Origin of the sequence: Emticicia sp., from assembly GCF_043780375.1 — a bacterium.
Classification (GTDB): domain Bacteria; phylum Bacteroidota; class Bacteroidia; order Cytophagales; family Spirosomataceae; genus Emticicia.
In genome coordinates this window covers 1-18,632 of the sequence record NZ_JAYWCU010000054.1, presented here as the reverse complement: position 1 = coordinate 18,632, position 18,632 = coordinate 1, and the positions used below count along the sequence as shown (strand labels likewise).

Annotated in this window: 13 protein-coding genes; 7 read left to right on the top strand and 6 right to left on the bottom strand. The window is 34.6% G+C overall.

All coding sequences use genetic code 11. The annotated features are described in order from the left end of the window. Nucleotides 1–276 precede the first annotated feature (276 nt). Nucleotides 277–888, bottom strand: a complete 612-nt coding sequence (locus ACH2CJ_RS03725) for a glycosyl hydrolase 108 family protein (protein WP_394990831.1) — start codon at nt 886–888, stop codon at nt 277–279. A 515-nt stretch (nt 889–1,403) separates the two neighbouring features. Between ACH2CJ_RS03725 and gltB the strand changes: the two genes are divergently transcribed. Both gltB and ACH2CJ_RS03715 read left to right on the top strand, forming a co-directional pair. Further along, entirely contained in the window at nt 1,404–5,990 is a 4,587-nt protein-coding gene (gltB, locus tag ACH2CJ_RS03720) for a glutamate synthase large subunit (protein WP_394990828.1), read from the top strand. Nucleotides 5,991–6,152: 162 nt separating this feature from the next. Beyond that, nucleotides 6,153–7,658 (top strand): glutamate synthase subunit beta, encoded by a 1,506-nt coding sequence (locus tag ACH2CJ_RS03715; RefSeq protein ID WP_394990826.1) that lies wholly within the window; start codon nt 6,153–6,155, stop codon nt 7,656–7,658. Between the two features lie 66 nt (nt 7,659–7,724). Here the strand turns inward: ACH2CJ_RS03715 and ACH2CJ_RS03710 are convergent, their stop codons facing one another. The 3 genes from ACH2CJ_RS03710 to ACH2CJ_RS03700 all read right to left on the bottom strand — a co-directional run bounded on the left by ACH2CJ_RS03710 (nt 7,725) and on the right by ACH2CJ_RS03700 (nt 10,395). Further along, entirely contained in the window at nt 7,725–8,663 is a 939-nt protein-coding gene (locus ACH2CJ_RS03710; protein WP_394990824.1) for a phosphoribosylaminoimidazolesuccinocarboxamide synthase, read from the bottom strand. Nucleotides 8,664–8,756: 93 nt separating this feature from the next. After that, nucleotides 8,757–9,428 carry a tetratricopeptide repeat protein gene (locus ACH2CJ_RS03705; protein WP_394990823.1) on the bottom strand — a complete coding sequence of 224 codons (672 nt, stop codon included), beginning with the start codon at nt 9,426–9,428 and terminating at the stop codon, nt 8,757–8,759. A 7-nt stretch (nt 9,429–9,435) separates the two neighbouring features. Continuing rightward, the gene (locus ACH2CJ_RS03700) at nt 9,436–10,395 is read right to left on the bottom strand and encodes a VWA domain-containing protein (protein WP_394990821.1); all 960 of its coding nucleotides are present in this window, start codon (nt 10,393–10,395) and stop codon (nt 9,436–9,438) included. Between the two features lie 148 nt (nt 10,396–10,543). On the opposite strand from ACH2CJ_RS03700, the gene ACH2CJ_RS03695 reads away from it, so the two are divergent. The 4 genes from ACH2CJ_RS03695 to ACH2CJ_RS03680 all read left to right on the top strand — a co-directional run bounded on the left by ACH2CJ_RS03695 (nt 10,544) and on the right by ACH2CJ_RS03680 (nt 14,914). After that, a complete protein-coding gene (locus tag ACH2CJ_RS03695) occupies nt 10,544–12,010 on the top strand; it encodes a glycosyltransferase family 39 protein (RefSeq protein WP_394990819.1) in 1,467 nt (488 codons plus the stop codon). 56 nt (nt 12,011–12,066) lie between these two features. After that, nucleotides 12,067–12,747, top strand: coding sequence for a glycosyltransferase family 2 protein (locus tag ACH2CJ_RS03690; RefSeq protein ID WP_394990817.1), 681 nt, complete (start codon nt 12,067–12,069; stop codon nt 12,745–12,747). A 99-nt stretch (nt 12,748–12,846) separates the two neighbouring features. Further along, on the top strand, nt 12,847–14,286 hold the full coding sequence (locus tag ACH2CJ_RS03685) for a hypothetical protein (RefSeq protein ID WP_394990816.1): 1,440 nt from the start codon (nt 12,847–12,849) through the stop codon (nt 14,284–14,286). A gap of 19 nt (nt 14,287–14,305) precedes the next feature. Continuing rightward, nucleotides 14,306–14,914 carry a hypothetical protein gene (locus ACH2CJ_RS03680; RefSeq protein ID WP_394990814.1) on the top strand — a complete coding sequence of 203 codons (609 nt, stop codon included), beginning with the start codon at nt 14,306–14,308 and terminating at the stop codon, nt 14,912–14,914. A 2-nt stretch (nt 14,915–14,916) separates the two neighbouring features. Here the strand turns inward: ACH2CJ_RS03680 and ACH2CJ_RS03675 are convergent, their stop codons facing one another. Continuing rightward, nucleotides 14,917–15,969 carry an acyltransferase family protein gene (locus tag ACH2CJ_RS03675; protein WP_394990812.1) on the bottom strand — a complete coding sequence of 351 codons (1,053 nt, stop codon included), beginning with the start codon at nt 15,967–15,969 and terminating at the stop codon, nt 14,917–14,919. Beyond that, a complete protein-coding gene (locus ACH2CJ_RS03670) occupies nt 15,956–17,104 on the bottom strand; it encodes a glycosyltransferase family 4 protein (protein WP_394990811.1) in 1,149 nt (382 codons plus the stop codon). Before ACH2CJ_RS03670 ends, ACH2CJ_RS03675 begins: the two co-directional genes overlap by 14 nt. Before the next feature lie 186 nt (nt 17,105–17,290). On the opposite strand from ACH2CJ_RS03670, the gene ACH2CJ_RS03665 reads away from it, so the two are divergent. Then, nucleotides 17,291–18,632: hypothetical protein (locus tag ACH2CJ_RS03665; protein ID WP_394990810.1), on the top strand; the 1,342-nt coding region annotated here is incomplete at its 3' end.

Genomic DNA, 18,632 nt, shown 5'->3' with positions numbered 1-18,632 from the left:
AAGAGGAAACAATACAAACCAAAGAGCAAGTTTGGAATACCATTGACCACGTTTTAAAAACAGCAATCTTGGGTAATTATTCAGTCAAAAAACTATAATTAAAAGTAGATTGTCAGTAATAGGCTTACTATCAGTAGTTAATGAGAAAACAATATACAGTCGAAAATAAAAATAACATAAAACTAGCTGGCAAAATTATTGTGCCAAATAAATTTACTATTGATGATAAAACGAAGTTTGTATCATCAATAGTATTATATTCAAAAAAAATTATGGTTATTTTTTTACGAGGAGTTCTTTTTTAAATAGTTCTACAATATCATGTTCTTCTTCTTTTATTAGCATTTTAGGCAAAACTAAATAGTCTGCTAATAATTTACCTTCATCATCTGCAACCATAAAACTCTTTGCTCGAGTTATCCAGCCAGGGTATTTTTTAAAATTTTTCCTTGAACGATAATAGCTTAACCGATAATTGACATAGGGGTTAATAATTTGTTCAGGAAAAACAAAATCATTTGCAATCTTAATATCTTCAGGAGACAAAACTCCATTTTGTACTACGCCCAAAATTGCCTCAAAAGCCTTAATATTCACACTTTCTTTTCCTTCTCCTGTATTGATAATTTGGTCAATAAATACCTCTGCAACCTCTTGGCTTTCAAATAAATCAGCATGATATTTATCCCAATAAAACCTTTTATGAATGCGAAATGCTTCATTCTTAGTGAAGTCTTTATTTCCCCAAATTGCTTGGTGAATTCCGAAGCCTTTGCCTTCAAATTTCATTAATTTAGTAAAGTATTTTTGAAATGAGGCAGCTTGTAAAAACTGAAATGAAAGAGCGAGTATTAAGGTTATCAAAACCTTCTTTTGGTTAATTATCATATTACGAATTTCCGATGTTTGATGCAAAGTAAAATACAATATCTTGATAATCAAGCTTTTATCTCATTTATTTATTAAACGGCATGGTAATCTCTTATAATATTTATATAAAATCATGTATTAATAAAATTACAAATGAAAGGAAAATCAAAAAAACAACCATTATTTAATAGTATTTTTTGAAGGAATTAACCTCATAATTTCTTCAAAAAATTTACTTAACTGACTAAATAATTAAACAAAAATTATTTCCAATTGATCAAAATACTAAATACATCTTTGCATTTTTCTCATAATATTTGTTGTTAAAACAAGTATTTTTTATTCAAGAAAGAAAATTTGGTTTAAAAGTTGTTATGCCAAATAAATTTGGTATTATATTGCAATGTAATTATGATATACCCCAGTAAGACCCCTTGGTTTCAATAGATTATTAGGTAGCCATAAGACCATTTTTACAACAAAATCATAATAATAGGTACAATTTCAAATCACTATCATTTTTTGTACGCACGATGACTGAAACTGAACAAGTTACGGAGCAACAACAAGGCCTTTATCGCTCAGAATTTGAGCATGATGCCTGTGGAATAGGTTTTAGAGCTCATTTGAAGGGACGCAAGTCGCATGGCATAGTTGCCGATGCCATCAAAATGCTCGAAAGGATGGATCATCGTGGTGCTTGTGGTTGTGACCCAAACACAGGCGATGGTGCTGGTATATTACTGCAAATTCCTCATGAATTCTTTTTAGACGAATGTAATAAATTAAACTTCCAATTGCCCTCTATTGGCGAGTATGGTGTAGGCATGATATTCTTCCCAATGGATAAAACCGAACGTGAAGAATGTAGAGATATTTTGAACCGTAAAATTGACAAATTAGGTTTAGAATTACTTGGCTATCGCAAAGTTCTTACAAAAGGAGATTGCTTGGGCGAAGGTTCGGCATCAGTGGAACCAGAATTTGAGCAAGTGTTTATTAAACGTCCTGTTGATATTACTGAAGAAATTGATTTTGAACGGAAATTATATATTCTTCGTCAATATGCTTCTCGTATTATTCGTGAAGCAGTTGCTGGAGCAAAAGAGCATTTTTATTTCTCCTCACTCTCATGCCGCACAATATCGTATAAAGGACAGCTTACAACTGAGCAGTTAAAATATTATTTCCCTGATTTGGCAAACGAATCGGTAACATCTGCTTTTGCAGTAATTCACTCCCGTTTCTCGACCAATACTTTTCCTTCATGGAAATTAGCACAGCCATTTCGATTTATTGCACACAATGGCGAGATTAATACTGTAAAAGGAAATGTTAATTGGATTCGTGCTGGTGAGAAATCTTTTGTTTCTGATTTCTTCACCAAAGAAGAGATGGATATGGTTTTGCCTATTTGCGATACTGGAAACTCAGATTCTGCTCAATTAGACAACGTTTTAGAGTTATTATATCTTTCGGGTCGCTCATTGCCACATGTAATGATGATGCTCGTACCAGAAGCTTGGGACGGTAACGAGGAAATGGATGCAACAAGAAAAGCATTTTATGAATATCACGCCGCCATTATGGAGCCTTGGGACGGCCCAGCCTCAATTTCATTTACTGATGGCAAAATTGTGGGTGCAACTCTCGATAGAAATGGTCTTCGCCCCTCTCGTTATTGGGTGCTTGACGATGATACCGTAATCATGGCATCAGAAGCTGGGGTTTTGGACATTGACCAGTCAAAAGTTGTGTCGAAAGGGCGTTTACAGCCTGGTAAAATGTTTGTGGTTGATATGGAGCAAGGCAGAATTATTCCTGACGAAGAAGTAAAGGCTGATATTTGTTCACGCCAGCCTTACCAAGAGTGGCTAGATGATTACAAAATTAAGACTGAAGTTCTTCCTAAATCTATTCGTCCATACCAACATTATAGTGAAGAAACTTTGTTGAAACGCCAAATTACTTTTGGTTATACTTCAGAAGATTTACGCATGATTTTAGCCCCGATGGCACAGTCGGGCATGGAAGCCATTGGCTCAATGGGTGTTGATACGCCTTTGGCAATTCTTTCAGACCAAAGTCAGCACTTATCATATTATTTTAAACAACTATTTGCCCAAGTTACCAACCCACCGATTGACTCCATTCGTGAGCGGTCAATTATGTCATTGCTCTCATTTGTTGGTTCAAATGAAAATATTTTAAAAGAGTCTCCAAGTCATTGTCGTTTGGTGCAACTCGACCAACCAGTTTTGACCATTGAAGAGTTTGACAAACTTCGTTTTGTTGATTACAAAGGTTTTCAAGGAAAAACAATCAATACTTATTTCAATTCGAGAGCAGAAGATATTGGAAAAGCATTAGAGTTCGGTTTAGAAAGAATTTGCCGCTACGCCGAAGATGCGATTGAAGATGGTTTCGAGATTTTGATCCTTTCCGACCGTGCCATCGACACCGACCACGCTCCAATTCCATCGCTTTTAGCAACGGCTGCTATTCATCATCACCTCATCAGAAAAGGTATTCGTGGAAAAGCAGGTATTTTGGTTGAAGCAGGTGATATTTGGGAAACGCATCATTTTGCTGCTTTGATTGGCTACGGTGCATCAGGAATTTGTCCATACATGGCTTTTGAAACTTTGTCATGGATGAATAAAAAAGGATTAATTGAAGGCGAAGCAGGAGGCCGCCCCTTTGAAGATTATACGCTTTATAAAAATTATATCAAGGCAGTTGATAAAGAGTTATTGAAGATTTTTTCAAAAATGGGAATTTCAACCTTACAATCTTATCAAGGTGCTCAAATATTTGAATGTATTGGTCTGAACAAACAAGTTATAGATAAATATTTCACAGGAACTATCTCACGTATAAGTGGAATGGGACTTGCCGAAATTGCCAAAGAAGCATACATCAGGCATCGTGTTGGTTTCCCCGAAATTCCGCAAGAATCAGTCAATCGTTTGGAAGTTGGTGGGGTTTACCAATGGAAACAGCGTGGCGAACGTCACATGTTTAACCCGCAATCAATACATTTACTTCAACAATCGGGTCGAGTTGGCGAGAAAGATTTGGACAAAGGTTACCAAATTTTCAAACAATATTCAAAACTCATCAACGACCAAAGCAAAGATGCTCTTACGCTTCGTGGTTTGCTACGTTTCAAAAAAGGGAATCCAATTCCTTTGGAAGAAGTTGAACCGATTGAAAGTATTTTCAAGCGTTTTGCCACAGGTGCCATGTCATTTGGTTCGATTTCGTGGGAAGCCCATACAACCTTAGCAATTGCCATGAACCGCATCGGTGGTCGCTCGAATTCGGGCGAAGGTGGTGAAGACGAAATTCGTTATGATTTAGATAAAAATGGAGCTAATTTAAGTTCAGCAATCAAACAAGTTGCTTCAGGACGTTTCGGCGTAACAAGTCATTATTTGTCTAATGCGAAAGAACTTCAAATCAAAATGGCCCAAGGTGCAAAACCTGGTGAAGGTGGGCAACTTCCTGGTCATAAAGTTGATGACTGGATTGGTCGTGTGCGTCATAGTACGCCAGGTGTTGGTTTGATTTCACCGCCACCACACCATGATATTTATTCAATCGAAGATTTGGCACAATTGATTTATGATTTAAAAAACTCGAATCGTGATGCCCGAATTTCAGTAAAATTAGTGTCAGAAGCAGGCGTAGGAACAGTAGCTGCTGGGGTTGCTAAAGCCCATGCCGATGTTGTTTTAATTGCAGGGCACGATGGTGGAACTGGTGCGTCTCCCCTATCGTCGGTTCGTCATGCAGGTTTGCCTTGGGAATTAGGTCTTGCCGAGGCTCACCAAACATTGGTTAAAAACAAACTTCGTGGCAGAATAACAGTACAAGCCGATGGACAATTACGAACAGGCAAAGATTTAGCAGTGGCAGCTTTGCTTGGTGCGGAAGAATTTGGGGTGGCAACGGCAGCTTTGGTTGCTGTGGGTTGTATTATGATGCGAAAATGCCATTTGAATACTTGTCCTGTTGGAGTAGCCACACAAAACAAAGAATTGCGAGCCATGTTTAGCGGAAAACCTGAACATGTAGTGAATATGTTTACTTATTTGGCCATGGAACTGCGTGAAATCATGGCAGACTTAGGCTTCCGTACCATTAACGAAATGGTTGGACAAGTTCAATATCTTGAGAAACGTGATGATTTAACTCACTGGAAATATAAGAAAATTGATCTATCAGGTATTCTTTTCAAAGAGCCAACTACACTTGATGTTGCTCAATATAAGCAGGAAGAACAAGACCACGGTATATCGAAAGTGCTTGACTGGCAAATGATTAAAGATGCTCAACCTGCTATTTTGAACCAACAAGAAGTTGAAGCGAGTTATGAAGTAAATAACTTGAACCGTTCAATTGGTGCAATGACTTCTAACGAAATTTCAAAGATTTATAAAGGTGATGGGCTACCTTACGGTATGATACACTTTAAATACCGAGGAACGGCTGGGCAATCTTTTGGTGCATTTTCAACCAAAGGTTTGAAACTCGAACTCGAAGGAGATTCTAATGATTACTTCGGAAAAGGTCTTTGTGGAGCTGAATTAATTGTTTACCCCGATAGAAAAGCTACATTCAAAGCCGAAGAAAATATGGTTATTGGAAACGTTGCTTTTTATGGTGCAACTTCGGGTGAGGCTTACATAAGAGGAATGGCTGGCGAACGTTTCTGTGTCAGAAATTCGGGTGCAAAAGTTGTTGTTGAAGGTATTGGCGACCACGGTTTGGAATATATGACTGGTGGATTAGCTATTATTTTGGGAGAAACTGGTCGCAATTTTGCCGCTGGAATGAGTGGAGGTTTTGCTTTTGTTTATGACCCAAACACAACATTTGATGCAAAATGTAACAAAGAAATGGTTGGCTTAGAAACCGTTGATACCGAAGATGCTGCCATGCTAAAAGCATTTATCGAAAAACACCTTAAAGTAACCAAAAGTGAGGTTGCTGAAAGAATATTATCAAATTTCGAAGCCGAAGTAGCAAACTTTGTTAAAGTAATGCCAATTGATTACAAGCGAGTTTTGTTAGAACGTAAGAAAAAATTAGAAATCGAAAGCGTTTTGGCTTAATCGGTGGTCGTCAAACCACAGTCTATAAGATTTATAAAGTAATTTATATTTATTAAATAAAGTATTTAGTATTAGTCTATTGATGATGGTTGTGAATATTGTACAATTACTATCGACTGTTGTCAGTGGACTATCGACTATATAAAAAATCACAATATAACAATGGGAAAACCAACTGGTTTCTTAGAATTTCAAAGAGAATTGGCAGCCAAACGAAACGTTGAAGAACGCCGTTTGGATTATATTGAGGTTGAAATGCCTACAAACGACGAAAATTCTCGTAAACAAGCAGCTCGTTGTATGGACTGTGGGGTGCCTTTTTGTCATAATGGTTGTCCACTCGGAAATATCATTCCAGAGTTTAATGATGCAGTTTGGGAGCAAAACTGGGAATATGCTTATCAAATTTTAAGCTCGACAAATAATTTCCCTGAATTTACTGGTAGAATTTGCCCTGCACCTTGCGAATCATCGTGTGTCTTGGGGATTAATAAACCGCCAGTTGCCATTGAATATATTGAAAAATCTATCATCGAAAGAGCTTTTGCCAATGGTTGGGTTAAACCAAATATTCCAAAAAAACGTACTGGTAAAAAAATTGCTGTCGTAGGTTCTGGACCTGCAGGATTAGCGGTAGCATCACAGCTCAATAAAGCTGGACATTTAGTTACAGTTTTTGAGCGTGCCGATGAAATTGGTGGCTTGCTTCGCTACGGTATTCCTGATTTTAAATTAGACAAATCAGTGGTACGTCGTCGTGTAGAAGTAATGATTGATGAAGGAATTGAGTTTATAACTAATGCAAATGTAGGCGAAAACATCAAATCAAGCGATTTATTAAGAGATTTTGATGCAATTGCACTTTCTGGAGGCTCTACAGTTCCACGCTTGATTGATATAAAAGGTAAAGACTTGAAAGGCATTTTTCCTGCAATGGAGTTTTTAAGTCAACAAAACAAAAGAGTTTCTGGCATTGAAAGAACAAAAGACCATAAAGGAGAAATGTACCAAAACGGTGAAATTTTTGCAACCGACAAAAATGTTGTCGTCATTGGGGGTGGCGATACTGGTTCCGACTGTGTAGGAACTTCTAACCGTCACAAAGCAAAAACTATTACGCAAGTTGAAGTAATGGTTGAGCCAAGCATTGATGATAAAAAACAGCCTTATTATCAAGTTAGAGCGGAAGCTACTCCTTGGCCAAACTGGCCATTGACAAAGCGTACTTCCACTTCCCACGAAGAAGGTTGTGAACGTTTGTTTAGTGTAAACGTTAAAGAATTTATTGGTGATGAAAAAGGCAATTTGAAAAGCATCTTGGTTTCAGAAAGTGCAATGTTTAACGGTACTCGTGTTGAAATGAATGAGCGTGAAATTCCTTGTGAGTTGGCTTTGATTGCGGCTGGATTTTTAAACCCTCAACAAGATTTACTCGAACAATTGGAGGTTGAAGTTGATGAGCGTAAAAATGTAAAAGCACCAAATTATCAAACTTCAAATGCCAAAATTTTTGCTGCTGGCGATATGCGTCGTGGACAATCATTGGTTGTTTGGGCTATTTCTGAAGGCCGTGAATGTGCTAGAAAAATAGATGAATTTTTGATGGGCGAATCGCTTTTAGAAGCTAAAGCAATTTCGATGATTTCGCCTGCTTATGCAGGAATTTAGATTGAAGCCTTAAAACATTAAAACGCCCTTTTCTAAAATTTAGAAAAGGGCGTTTTTGTAGAAATCTTAATTCTTCAAATAATCATTAATATTCTTTTCAATTCTGCCTAAAATATCTTCTTCATTATTTACAACAAACTTCTCTCCTGCTACATTTTCATAAAGTTCAATGTAGCGATTTGATATCTCGGCTACTTTTTGGTCAGTCATTTCTGGAACTGTTTGTCCTTCTTTTCCTTGAAAGTTATTATCAATGAGCCACTCTCGAACAAATTCCTTCGATAATTGCTTTTGTGGTAAACCTTTTTCGAGATTATCTTGGTAAGAATCTGCAATAAAATAACGTGACGAATCGGGTGTATGAACTTCATCAATTAAATAAATTATTCCATCTTTTTCACCAAATTCATATTTTGTATCAACCAAAATTAGGTTTCTTTCAGCCGCTATTTCTGTTCCTCTTTGAAACAAGGCTAAAGCATATTTCTCTAATTGAATATACTTTTCTTCGTCAACCAAGCCTTTGGCAATAATATCTTCTCTCGAAATATCTTCATCATGTCCTTCATGAGCCTTAGTTGTTGGGGTAATAATTGGCGTTACAAACTTGTCATTTTCTTTCAAACCTTCTGGCAAAATTACACCGCACAAAATTCGCAAACCACTTTTATATGTACGCCAAGCATGACCTACCAAATAGCCTCGAACGACCATTTCAACAGGAAAAGTTTCGCAACGAATGCCCACTGAAACATTGGGATCGGGAGCTGCCAAAAACCAATTAGGAACAATATCTTTAGTTAAATTAAGGAATTTCGCCGCAATTTGATTCAAAACTTGCCCTTTGTGCGGAATCGGACGAGGCAGAACCACATCAAATGCCGAAATACGGTCTGAAGCAATCATTATGATTTTATCACCAAAATCATAAACATCTCTAACTTTTCCACGATAAAAGCCTATTTGTCCTTCAAAATTAAAATTTGTTTCTTTAAGTGATGCCATTTTCTATCAATAATTAATCAATTTTCGTTTACTAAAATGCTTAGAAAAAAATGGAGTTGAACACAACCCCGACAAGAAATCTGTTCAACAGTTTTACCAATCTTTTGCATTCTTATCTTTTTTCTTACCTGATTTCTTTCTCTGTTGCGAATATTGCAATTCATTTGTTTTCATTGCTTCCAAAATCTGTAAAGCCTTTTCTTTACTCATTTTTTCGGGAGTTTGCGAGCTTAAATCTTCTTGTTTTTCCTCTGTCTTCTCGGTTAAGCCACTATTATTTTGGTTTTGTTCCTGTGTTTGATTATTCTGATTTTGATTGTTTTTTGGTGGTTCTTGAGGTAACTTTTTTCTTAAAAGCTCATAATTATAGCGAGCCGTTTTGTTTTCAGGGTTTTTCTGCAATGCCTCTTTAAATAACATCAACGCTGTGGAACTATCGCCAAGCATGGTATCAATTACACCAATTTGAATCAAAACACTTGATGAAATTTGTTCATCACTGATTCTCAAAAGTCTTCTATATTCGTTCAATGCTTTGGTTGTATCGCCTATATAAAAATACGCATGAGCCAAATTTAGTCGAGCTTCTGGTTCTAGATTAAATGAAATTTTTGATAAAATTTGGTACTTATCAGCCGCCAATCCATATTTTTTTTGAGCAAATGCTCGTGCTGCTTCATTTTTCAGCAAGTTTCTTTCAGAAACATTCGTCAACGAACGAAGATTGAGAAATAAAAGAATAATATAAAAGAACCATGTATTCAATAGCTTCCTAAATTTTAATTGTTCGTACTGTTACCAAAACATCAACAAACATCAGAATTAAAGCCAATAATACGAAATAATGATATTTATTGTTGGCTACCGTCATTTTGCGTGTATCAATCCAATTACTCTCTAAATTAGCTACTTCTTTCAATAATGAACTCACTTCATTCACTTGATTGGTCAATTGAAAATATTTTCCACCAAATGATTTACTCAGATTTTTAAGATAGCCTGCGTTTAATTTTGTTAAAACTTCGTTACCTTCATTATCTTTTTTATATCCATCACCTTCTTTTATTGCACCACCTTGAGGTGTGCCAACCCCCAAAACAAGCAGGTTTACTTTATTTTTCTTAAGTTCAAAAATGATTTTTGAATCTAATTCTCCAAAATCTTCACCATCAGTTACTAAAATCACAACCTTTGCTTTTCTACGTGTAACAGGATTCTGATATTTTTGTAAAATCAATTGTAACGCTGAATTTAGGTCTGTTCCGCTCACTGAAAACAAATTTGTATTTAGCTTTTGAATAAATAACCTTAAAGCATCCCGATCGAAAGTTAATGGAGTATGTACGAAAGCCTCCGAAGCAAAAACAATAAGTCCAACTCTATCAGATTTCAATAAGCTAAGGTTTTTCGTTAGTTCAAATTTAACTCTTTCTATTCGAGTTGGTTCTATATCAATGGCATCCATCGAACGAGATAAATCAAAAACAAAAAAAACATCTTTCCCAGTTGCTTGTGCTTCAATTTCATTCACGCCAAAACTCGGCCCGAGTAAACCTAAAATACAAAGTCCCAAATAAACTGCTCGGATAAAAAATTTAATAATAATCGAACGTGCAGTAGTTCCTAAGCGTCGAGCAACCAAATACAAACGAATAAAGTAGGCAGCATATACCAACAAAAATATGCCAATGAAGACAAACTCGACTATCGTAAGAGGCTTTATCCAATTCATCCTTAAAATTATGACGGTTTGTCGAGAACCCCAAGTAAAAATTTGCTAATTTTGTATTTTCAAGGTATTTCAAGTAGTTGTAACAACAAATAAAGACAAAAGAGAATTTACCCCTGCGTTTTTCGCTATGCTTCTCGAGGTTAAATAAATGAATAAAAAAAACTTTTTTCAAGTTAGCGTTTTAATAATAACAACGTTGGTTTTTGGGTTATTTGCTTATAATTCTGACTTTGGTTATGATGCTTTAGAATATTTGGTCATTAGTCGCTCGCTAAACGACGGCTATGAAATGTACGATTTCATTCCTTCAAAATCTTGGTTGTGGTATGTATTTGTTCAACATTCAATTAATTTTTTGGGTGGTGATTTTACACATTTACAAGTAAGCCTGCTCATTACTTTACTTTTTGCAAGTATCGGCATTTCATCTTTTTATGTCGTCATAAAAACAACCAAAAATCTAAAAACAGCATTTATTGCTTCATTATTAACATTAATTTGTTGTTTTTTCATGGAAATGAACTTCCTTGAACCCGAAGCACCAATTGCAGTTTTAGCTATTTGGGCATTGTTTTTTCTTTCAAAAAAAACGAATTTAGGCTGGCTCATCGCAGGAATCTGGTTAGGAATTGCCATGTGTTTCAAAAGTATTGCTATGTTTTATGTTGCAGGAGCAGGTTTTTATTTATTGTATGAATGTTTCATTATCAAAAAATCAAACTTTTGGCAAATCACTCAAAAAGGCACATTACTAATTTTAGGCTTTTCGATTCCATTAGCACTTTCATTACTTTATTTTTATTCGCTTAATCGTTTAGACCAACACCTTTATTGGTCATATATTTATCCTTTTAGCTCATATCCGGCTCATACAATATTTCTCAAAAAGCTGTTAACAAAAACCTTTTGGTTTATCCTTTTAACAATTATTAGTGTACTATTAGCACTTAAAAACAAGAAGTTTTTTTTCACAAATACAATATTCACACTTTCTTTATTTTTAGGTCTATTTTCTTTAACATCGCTTTTAAAAAGTCAGGCTTCACATTATTTATTTCCTGCAGCACCTTTCTTTTCTATTATAATTGCAATGGTTTTTAGGCATTACAGCGAGTTATATACTGAGAAACTTTCCCGAATTTATTTTTTTGTGGGAGGTCTAACATTATTCGTAGTAATTACCACTTTTGTTACTCGCCCAGATGGTGTCAAACGCTTGTTTCATGTTGATGATTTTGCTATCGACAAAACATATAATCAAACGGTTAATAGATATTTAAAGAAGGGTGATAAAGCTCTTTTTATTGATTTTGGTTCATTATTTTACTTTCATTCCCATGCTTACCCCAATGTTCCGTTTATCAATACCGAAATGCAAACGAGCGATTATATCAAAAAAAACATTGATATTTATCAAAAATCGTTGAAAGATACCAGCCTCAAATTAGTTCTTTTTGGCTTTAGGCAAACAGTGATTGATGATAGCTCAAAGGTTAATACACTCGAAAATAAATTAGCACTTAACAAATTGAAACAAGAACTGCGTGATAACTTTATCCTCGAAAAAGACTCAGTTCTTTATATCACAATTTGGCATCGCAAACCAACAAAATAGATAAGTTTAAAAATTAAGTGTTATTAATTTGATTGAAAAATCGTAAATACAAAAATATGCTCCTCTCTGTTTTAATTCCCGCATACAATGAAGTTAGAAATATTGAAAAAATAATAAATAAGGTTGGAGAAATCAATATCCCAAAAGAAATTATTGTGGTAGATGATGGTTCAACCGATGGCACAAGAGAATTATTGAATCAATTGAAAAGTGATGAAATAAAAGTTGTTTTTCACGAGAAAAATCAAGGAAAAGGCGGAGCTATAAGAACCGCAATTCAGCATGCTACAGGTGATGTAATTATTATTCAAGATGCTGATTTAGAATACGATCCACAAGATTATTATAAATTAATCCCGTTGGTTGCAAGTGGACAAGAAAAAGTTGTTTATGGCTCTCGTTTCTTGAATAAACAAAATAAACACTCATATTTATCTTTCTTTTGGGGAGGTCAGGTTGTTACTTGGATAACCAATATTTTATACTGGCAAAACCTGACAGACGAGCCAACTTGTTATAAAGTTTTTGACGCAACATTACTCAAATCTATCAAGCTCAACTGTACAGGTTTTGAGTTTTGCCCAGAAGTAACAGCAAAAATTGCCAAATTAGGTTTTAAGATACCCGAAGTACCTATCAATTATTTTCCACGTTCTATAAGTGAAGGAAAAAAAATCAATTGGAAAGACGGTGTTGAAGCTATTTGGGTATTGGTAAAATATAGGTTTGTTAATTAGTCGAAAAAATATTTATTCGCCTAACCACTTTAAATCATGACAATTAAGCATTTAAAAATAACGACAGTCGTTTATTTTCTCATTCCTAACGTATTGTTTTTGCTCACCTGGCTAAATCCGATTTGGGCAAGTATTAGCTTGATTGCTTCCTTCATTTCTTTTTATCAATATGTACAACAAACACGACAAAACGAGGAAAACTTTTCTGCCCTCCGTGTTGAAAGTATCAACCTAAAAACCCTGTTATATTTGGGAGCATTCACTATAATTTTAGGGGTATTTTTCAGTTTAGGCAATTTTGGTTTAGGGCAATCTTATGACTATTTTAAACACAATACCATTGTAAAAGAACTCATCGAAAAACCATTTCCTGTAGTTTATGAAAACGAAACTCGCTACGGAATTCTGCATGAACCCGCCATTCTTGGTTATTATATGGCATATTACTTGCCTACTGCTATTATTTGTAAATTTATAGGCATCGCTTATAGCAATATTTTATTGTTTATTTGGGGTGGAATTGGCATTTATATTTCATTTTGTTGGCTTTATTTTCTTAGTCCAAAAAATTTAAATATTCTTTTAATTATTATCTTATTTTTATTGGGAGCAACACTTTTTAAGCCCTATTTGTATGCTCATTATTTGTTAAAAAATATCATTTCATTGCCAATGATTCAATATTTTATTTGGCCTTCAGGCATTTCTTTCAACCTTATAAATATCCATTATTCGCCTCAACATTATATTGTAAGCACTGTGGGCGTATTTTTTATTTATTACGAATGTTTTATCAGAAAAGATAATCGGTTTATACTTTTTTTTGTTGCTTTACTATTAATGTGGTCATTTTTAGGAGCATTAAGCGTTGGAATTATTGCTGGATTTTTAGTTTTATACCGTCGGTTTTCAAACTTTTTCACGTTTTCTAATCTTATTGGTGGTGGCCTAGTATTATTTATCATGGCTGCTTATTTTCTTGCTCATTTTCAAGATAATCGTTACTCAGATTTTATCTGGACATTTGCCGACATTTCTGGTTATTTATATCAAAAACCTTTGATATCGATTTTGGCTTTGGTGGGTTATTGTGCATTTGAAGTGGGCGTTTATTTGTTTTTTATGTATAAAGTTTTTTCTACCAAAGTTTCTCATAGAGATAAATTGATACTGACGTTTTTCTGTGCTGCTTACTTTATAATCTCCCCGATCTTTCGACTTGGCTTTAATAATGATTTAGCAATGAGATTGATTAGTACAATAAAGATTCTGATATTTATATTGATCCTCAACACCTATTCCGAAATGATAAAATCACAAATCTCTACTAAATTCCTGAGACTTTATTTTGTATTTACTGTGATTTTAGGTGTTTTTAGTAGTTTTACGACCTTGAAATGGGACAAAGTACCTTCAATTGTTGAAAGTCCAAATATCAACAAAGCTGATATTCCGCAAGAAATATTTCTTCAATATTTCGCCAAGAAGAACTCTTTTTTTGGCAATTATTTGATGAAGTCGAACGAAAAACAAATCTGACAAAACCAGCTAAAATTCAATGAACAAAAAAGTAATAAATCGGTTTTTTTTAGTCATTTTTTTTTATTCATTTACCCTTTCCGCAAGAAGTAGCCAAGAATCACACTTTTTCCCTAAAGATTCAATTGATTTTTTTGCTCATTCTTTCAAAAATGGACATTCAAAACAAGAAATAATTTCCATTCCAAAAGGGAAACGCCCTCTCCCTTCAAATTATTTAAAAAGTAGATATATTAGGCGACATCTTCGCCAATTTAAGAGAGGGGCTTCATTTCTGATTCCTGAAAATATTTTAGATAAATTTGGACGAAGTATTCTTGGACGAAGCGACGGGCAGTTTGTAATGTCTAAACAAGATATGGATGATTTATTAGACAAAGTACACGGAGAGATAACTTTAATTGAAGTCGAACTTGGAATTCCTGCTGGACTTTGGCAAAATAACGGACTGATACGGATTGATATTCCAAAACCAAAACGACTTCATGTTAGAATTCCATCAGGCAACGAAATAGGTGCAAATGAGCTATGGATTCCTGGAGGGAAACTTCCTAATGGCTATTCTGAGTCAGTAGTTGACCCCATTCCACAAGGAAAATATAGAGAAACATTAATTATTAAAAAATAAATTTACATTTTCAACTTCAACGCTCGCTGTTCGATAAATTTCCAAGATAAAAAAGCAAATATAGTGGTCAAGATTACTAAAATCACTAAATACCAAACGTTTCCAACAAAACCTAAACTCAACATTGCATTGATGATTGGCATGTGATAAACATAGATTCCGTAAGAAATATCATTTTCATGGAGGAGTTTTTTGCTTAAATCGGTGTATGAAAAAGCAAAAGAAATGGTCAATAACGAAAGTATTGTATTGGCAATAATTCCAGCAATCGAAATATCGTATGGGTAGTTATAGAGTTCTAACCAACCATGTACAACGAGAGCATAAACAACATATATTACGAACCAAATTAAGGCTTTTCCTTTTAAAAATTTTTCAATCCAATAAAAGTTTTTGTAAATAGCAATTCCCGTTAAAAAAAAATACAGATATACTAAAACCGTATTTCCCAAGAGTTTGTCATATAACTCATGTTTCAACATCCAAGGATTGTTCAGATGAATATCTTTGATAAAAATAGAAATAACGAAAAGCCCAAAAAGTGCAATATTTATGAGCCAAAGTTTTTGAATCTTAGCAATAAAGTATAAAATCACAGGCAAAATCAAATAAAATTGTAATTCGATGGCAACGCTCCACAAACTACCATTTGGATGTCCAACTCCCCAAGTTTTCAGTGAAGGACTAGCATAGAACTGAAAAAAGGTGATTTGTGCTAAAAACCAAGTGATAAAATCTTTCAAAACAGTTAATTCTCCAAATGAAAATAATAGTATTGCTGTTACGATTGTACAAAGCCACAATGCAGGAAAAATTCGTAAACTACGATTCTTGAAATATTTTTTTAAGTCAAAATTGTTCCTTTCAAGCGAATAAGAAATCAAAAAACCACTTATTGTAAAGAAAATTGGTACACCTGGAAATTGATATAACAAAACAAAAAAGCCATACAAACCTTTAAAAACACCGAGGTGCTCTGCACCATGCCAGAGCAATACTTGAAAAGCGGCGATTAAACGAATTAAATCAAAATTATTATTTCTACTGATATTCATATACTACTTTTTTGAAACCTTCATACATTTCTTCGGCAACTTGCTCTGGCGAAAATCTTTTGATTATTTCTTTTGACTTCTTACCAAACGGTACGATTTTGTCAGACTCTTCCACAAATTTATTAAATACATTCGTCAATTCTTCCACTTTATAAGGGTCGAATGTATAACCATTTTGGTTTTCCTTCACGACATCAAAAGCCGAACCGCATTTATTCGACACAATCACGGGCATTCCACAAGCCATAGCTTCATTGACAACCAAACCCCAAGGCTCAGAATAACTCGGCAAAATAAAAACATCACCTAAAGCCAATATCTTCGGTACGTTATACCAAGCTTGCCCTACAATAAACTTCACGCCATCTAAATGATTATCAGCTACATATTGCTTCAATTTTTCCTCTTCGCTACCATCACCCAAAATAATCAAACCCCATTCGGTATCGGCTAAAGGTTTATATGCAGCCAATAGATTATCTAAATTTTTGACAGAAATTAGCCTTCCAACATAGATAAAGTTATATTTTCGTAAATTATATGCTTCCTTACTGTTCTTTCTATCAAATATTGCTGCATTATAAACACTTTCAACTCTTTGGTTATCAACGGCATTGTTGGCTACCAAAATATGCTTTGGTTTCATACCCAATTTAAAAATATATTCTGCCGACTTTGAGCCGTAGCAAAAAAAACCTTGAGCTTTTGTTACTACAAACCTCTTTAAAGCCTCTCTCCACCAAACATTTGGGTTATCTCCTTCGGTCGAATCTGCCGAAATCACTACCTTGATTCCTTTCAATCGGCAATAAAATAGCACCAAATTCATAGCTGGCTCGTAATAACCAGGCAGATTTACAACATCGGGTTTAAACCTATTGACCCATTCTATCGACTTTTTTGTTCGTTGCCAAATTGTAGTATTTTCGTAAAAATCTTCAAACAGAACCTTAACATTATATTGATGAATGCTATAATCTATGCTACCTATTTTTGCACGAGTAAACTCATTAAGAGCAGTTTGAAGCACTAAAAGTTCATCTTTTGGGTGTTTATCAACAACTTTTTGAAGTTCAGTATAAATTTTTGCTTTGTAATGTGCCCAGAAAAACTGGTGAATAACGAGCATCTTCATGCTTTATGTGGTTTAGTGATTTATTAGTCTATCTATTTTTTTACAAGTCCATTTATCAAAAATTAAAAGACTATTTAAAAAAAGTCCTCAAAATTAAGAAAATTTAAGCCGCAAAATAGGAATAATCATACAATAAACTTTATTTACGAATGGAGTAGGGTATATTTGTCAAAAAATAGTTTTACAATGGTCATTTACCTTGATTGGTTACTAAATAAATTCAATAAGTATCGCCAAAGTATTGGTTTAAGTTTCTTCTTTACAGGACTTCCAATGGTTTATTTCCTCCGAGATGGACTTAAATTAGCCCCTGGAAGTTCCGCTTTTACGGCAGCTTTTACCATTTTTAGCCTTTTATTAGCATTTCCACAAAATCCAAAACGCCTGTATAGTACCAATACTATTGGTTATTTATTTTGTATTTTATATGGAATAATGGCACTCATTTATTTGGCTCTCTACGCCCCAAATCGAGGCTGGTTTACCAATACACCAGTAGAAATTGTCAATCAATTGGTGCTGTTTACGGCATTGTTTATTTTTGCCGGGATTTCGATTAACACTTTAAAAGATAGCTTTGTGCAATTTACACTGCTCTTTTGTGTCATTGGTGGACTCAGCTTGATTTACTATATCGCACGAAATCCCGCCTATGTAATTGGTATGCGAGCAGCCATTAGTTTTGGCGATGATGGTGGCATGGGTTCGATGGGAAACCCTCATATCTATGCAAAAAGTGCTTATATTGGCGTAGTTGCGGGAATAGTTTTACTCAGAAATGAAACCCGACAACTTTGGCGTTGGGTATATTATGGCAGCGTTTTTATTCTTTTAGTCGTTATCGGACTTTGTCAGTCAATGGCAATTGTAATGGTAACAGGTATATTTTTCGCCCTTTATTTTATATCAAATCTAAAAACTCAAACGATTTATAAAAGCCTAAAATGGGTATTTGGTTGGCAAGGTGCTATCCTTTTTTTAGCCATCACTTTTGGCATTTATTATATCTGGGTTTTTACAAGATATGATGAAGCAATTGTCAATGTTTTTAACCACATTTTTGAAAGATTTGAGAAAATATTTATCACTTTTTTCGATAGTGAAACTGCCAAAAAAGTCAAATTTTCAGGCGATGATTCAGCATCTACACGGGTAGATAATATTGCATTGGTTTTTAAAACTTTGGCAAAAAATCTCGATAAAGGCAATTGGTTTCCGATAATATTTGGACACGGATACCAACAATATTATGTCGATTCGCCATTTATCGAAATGTTTCACGACATGGGAATAATCGGATTTATCTTATTTGCCGGTCTTCATATAGTCATCCTATACTGGATTTTCAAAGAAATGTTTAATCCAACTTGCGATTTTACGCTGATGATTGCCTTCGGCTTCTTGGTAACACTCATACAAAATTTCACCTTCGGAATGCCTTATGACTATGGGCGATGGTGTGCCATTGCCTTTGTAGCACGATTTGCTCTGAGTTATAAGAAAGTGTATTTCAAAAAAAGTTTAGAAC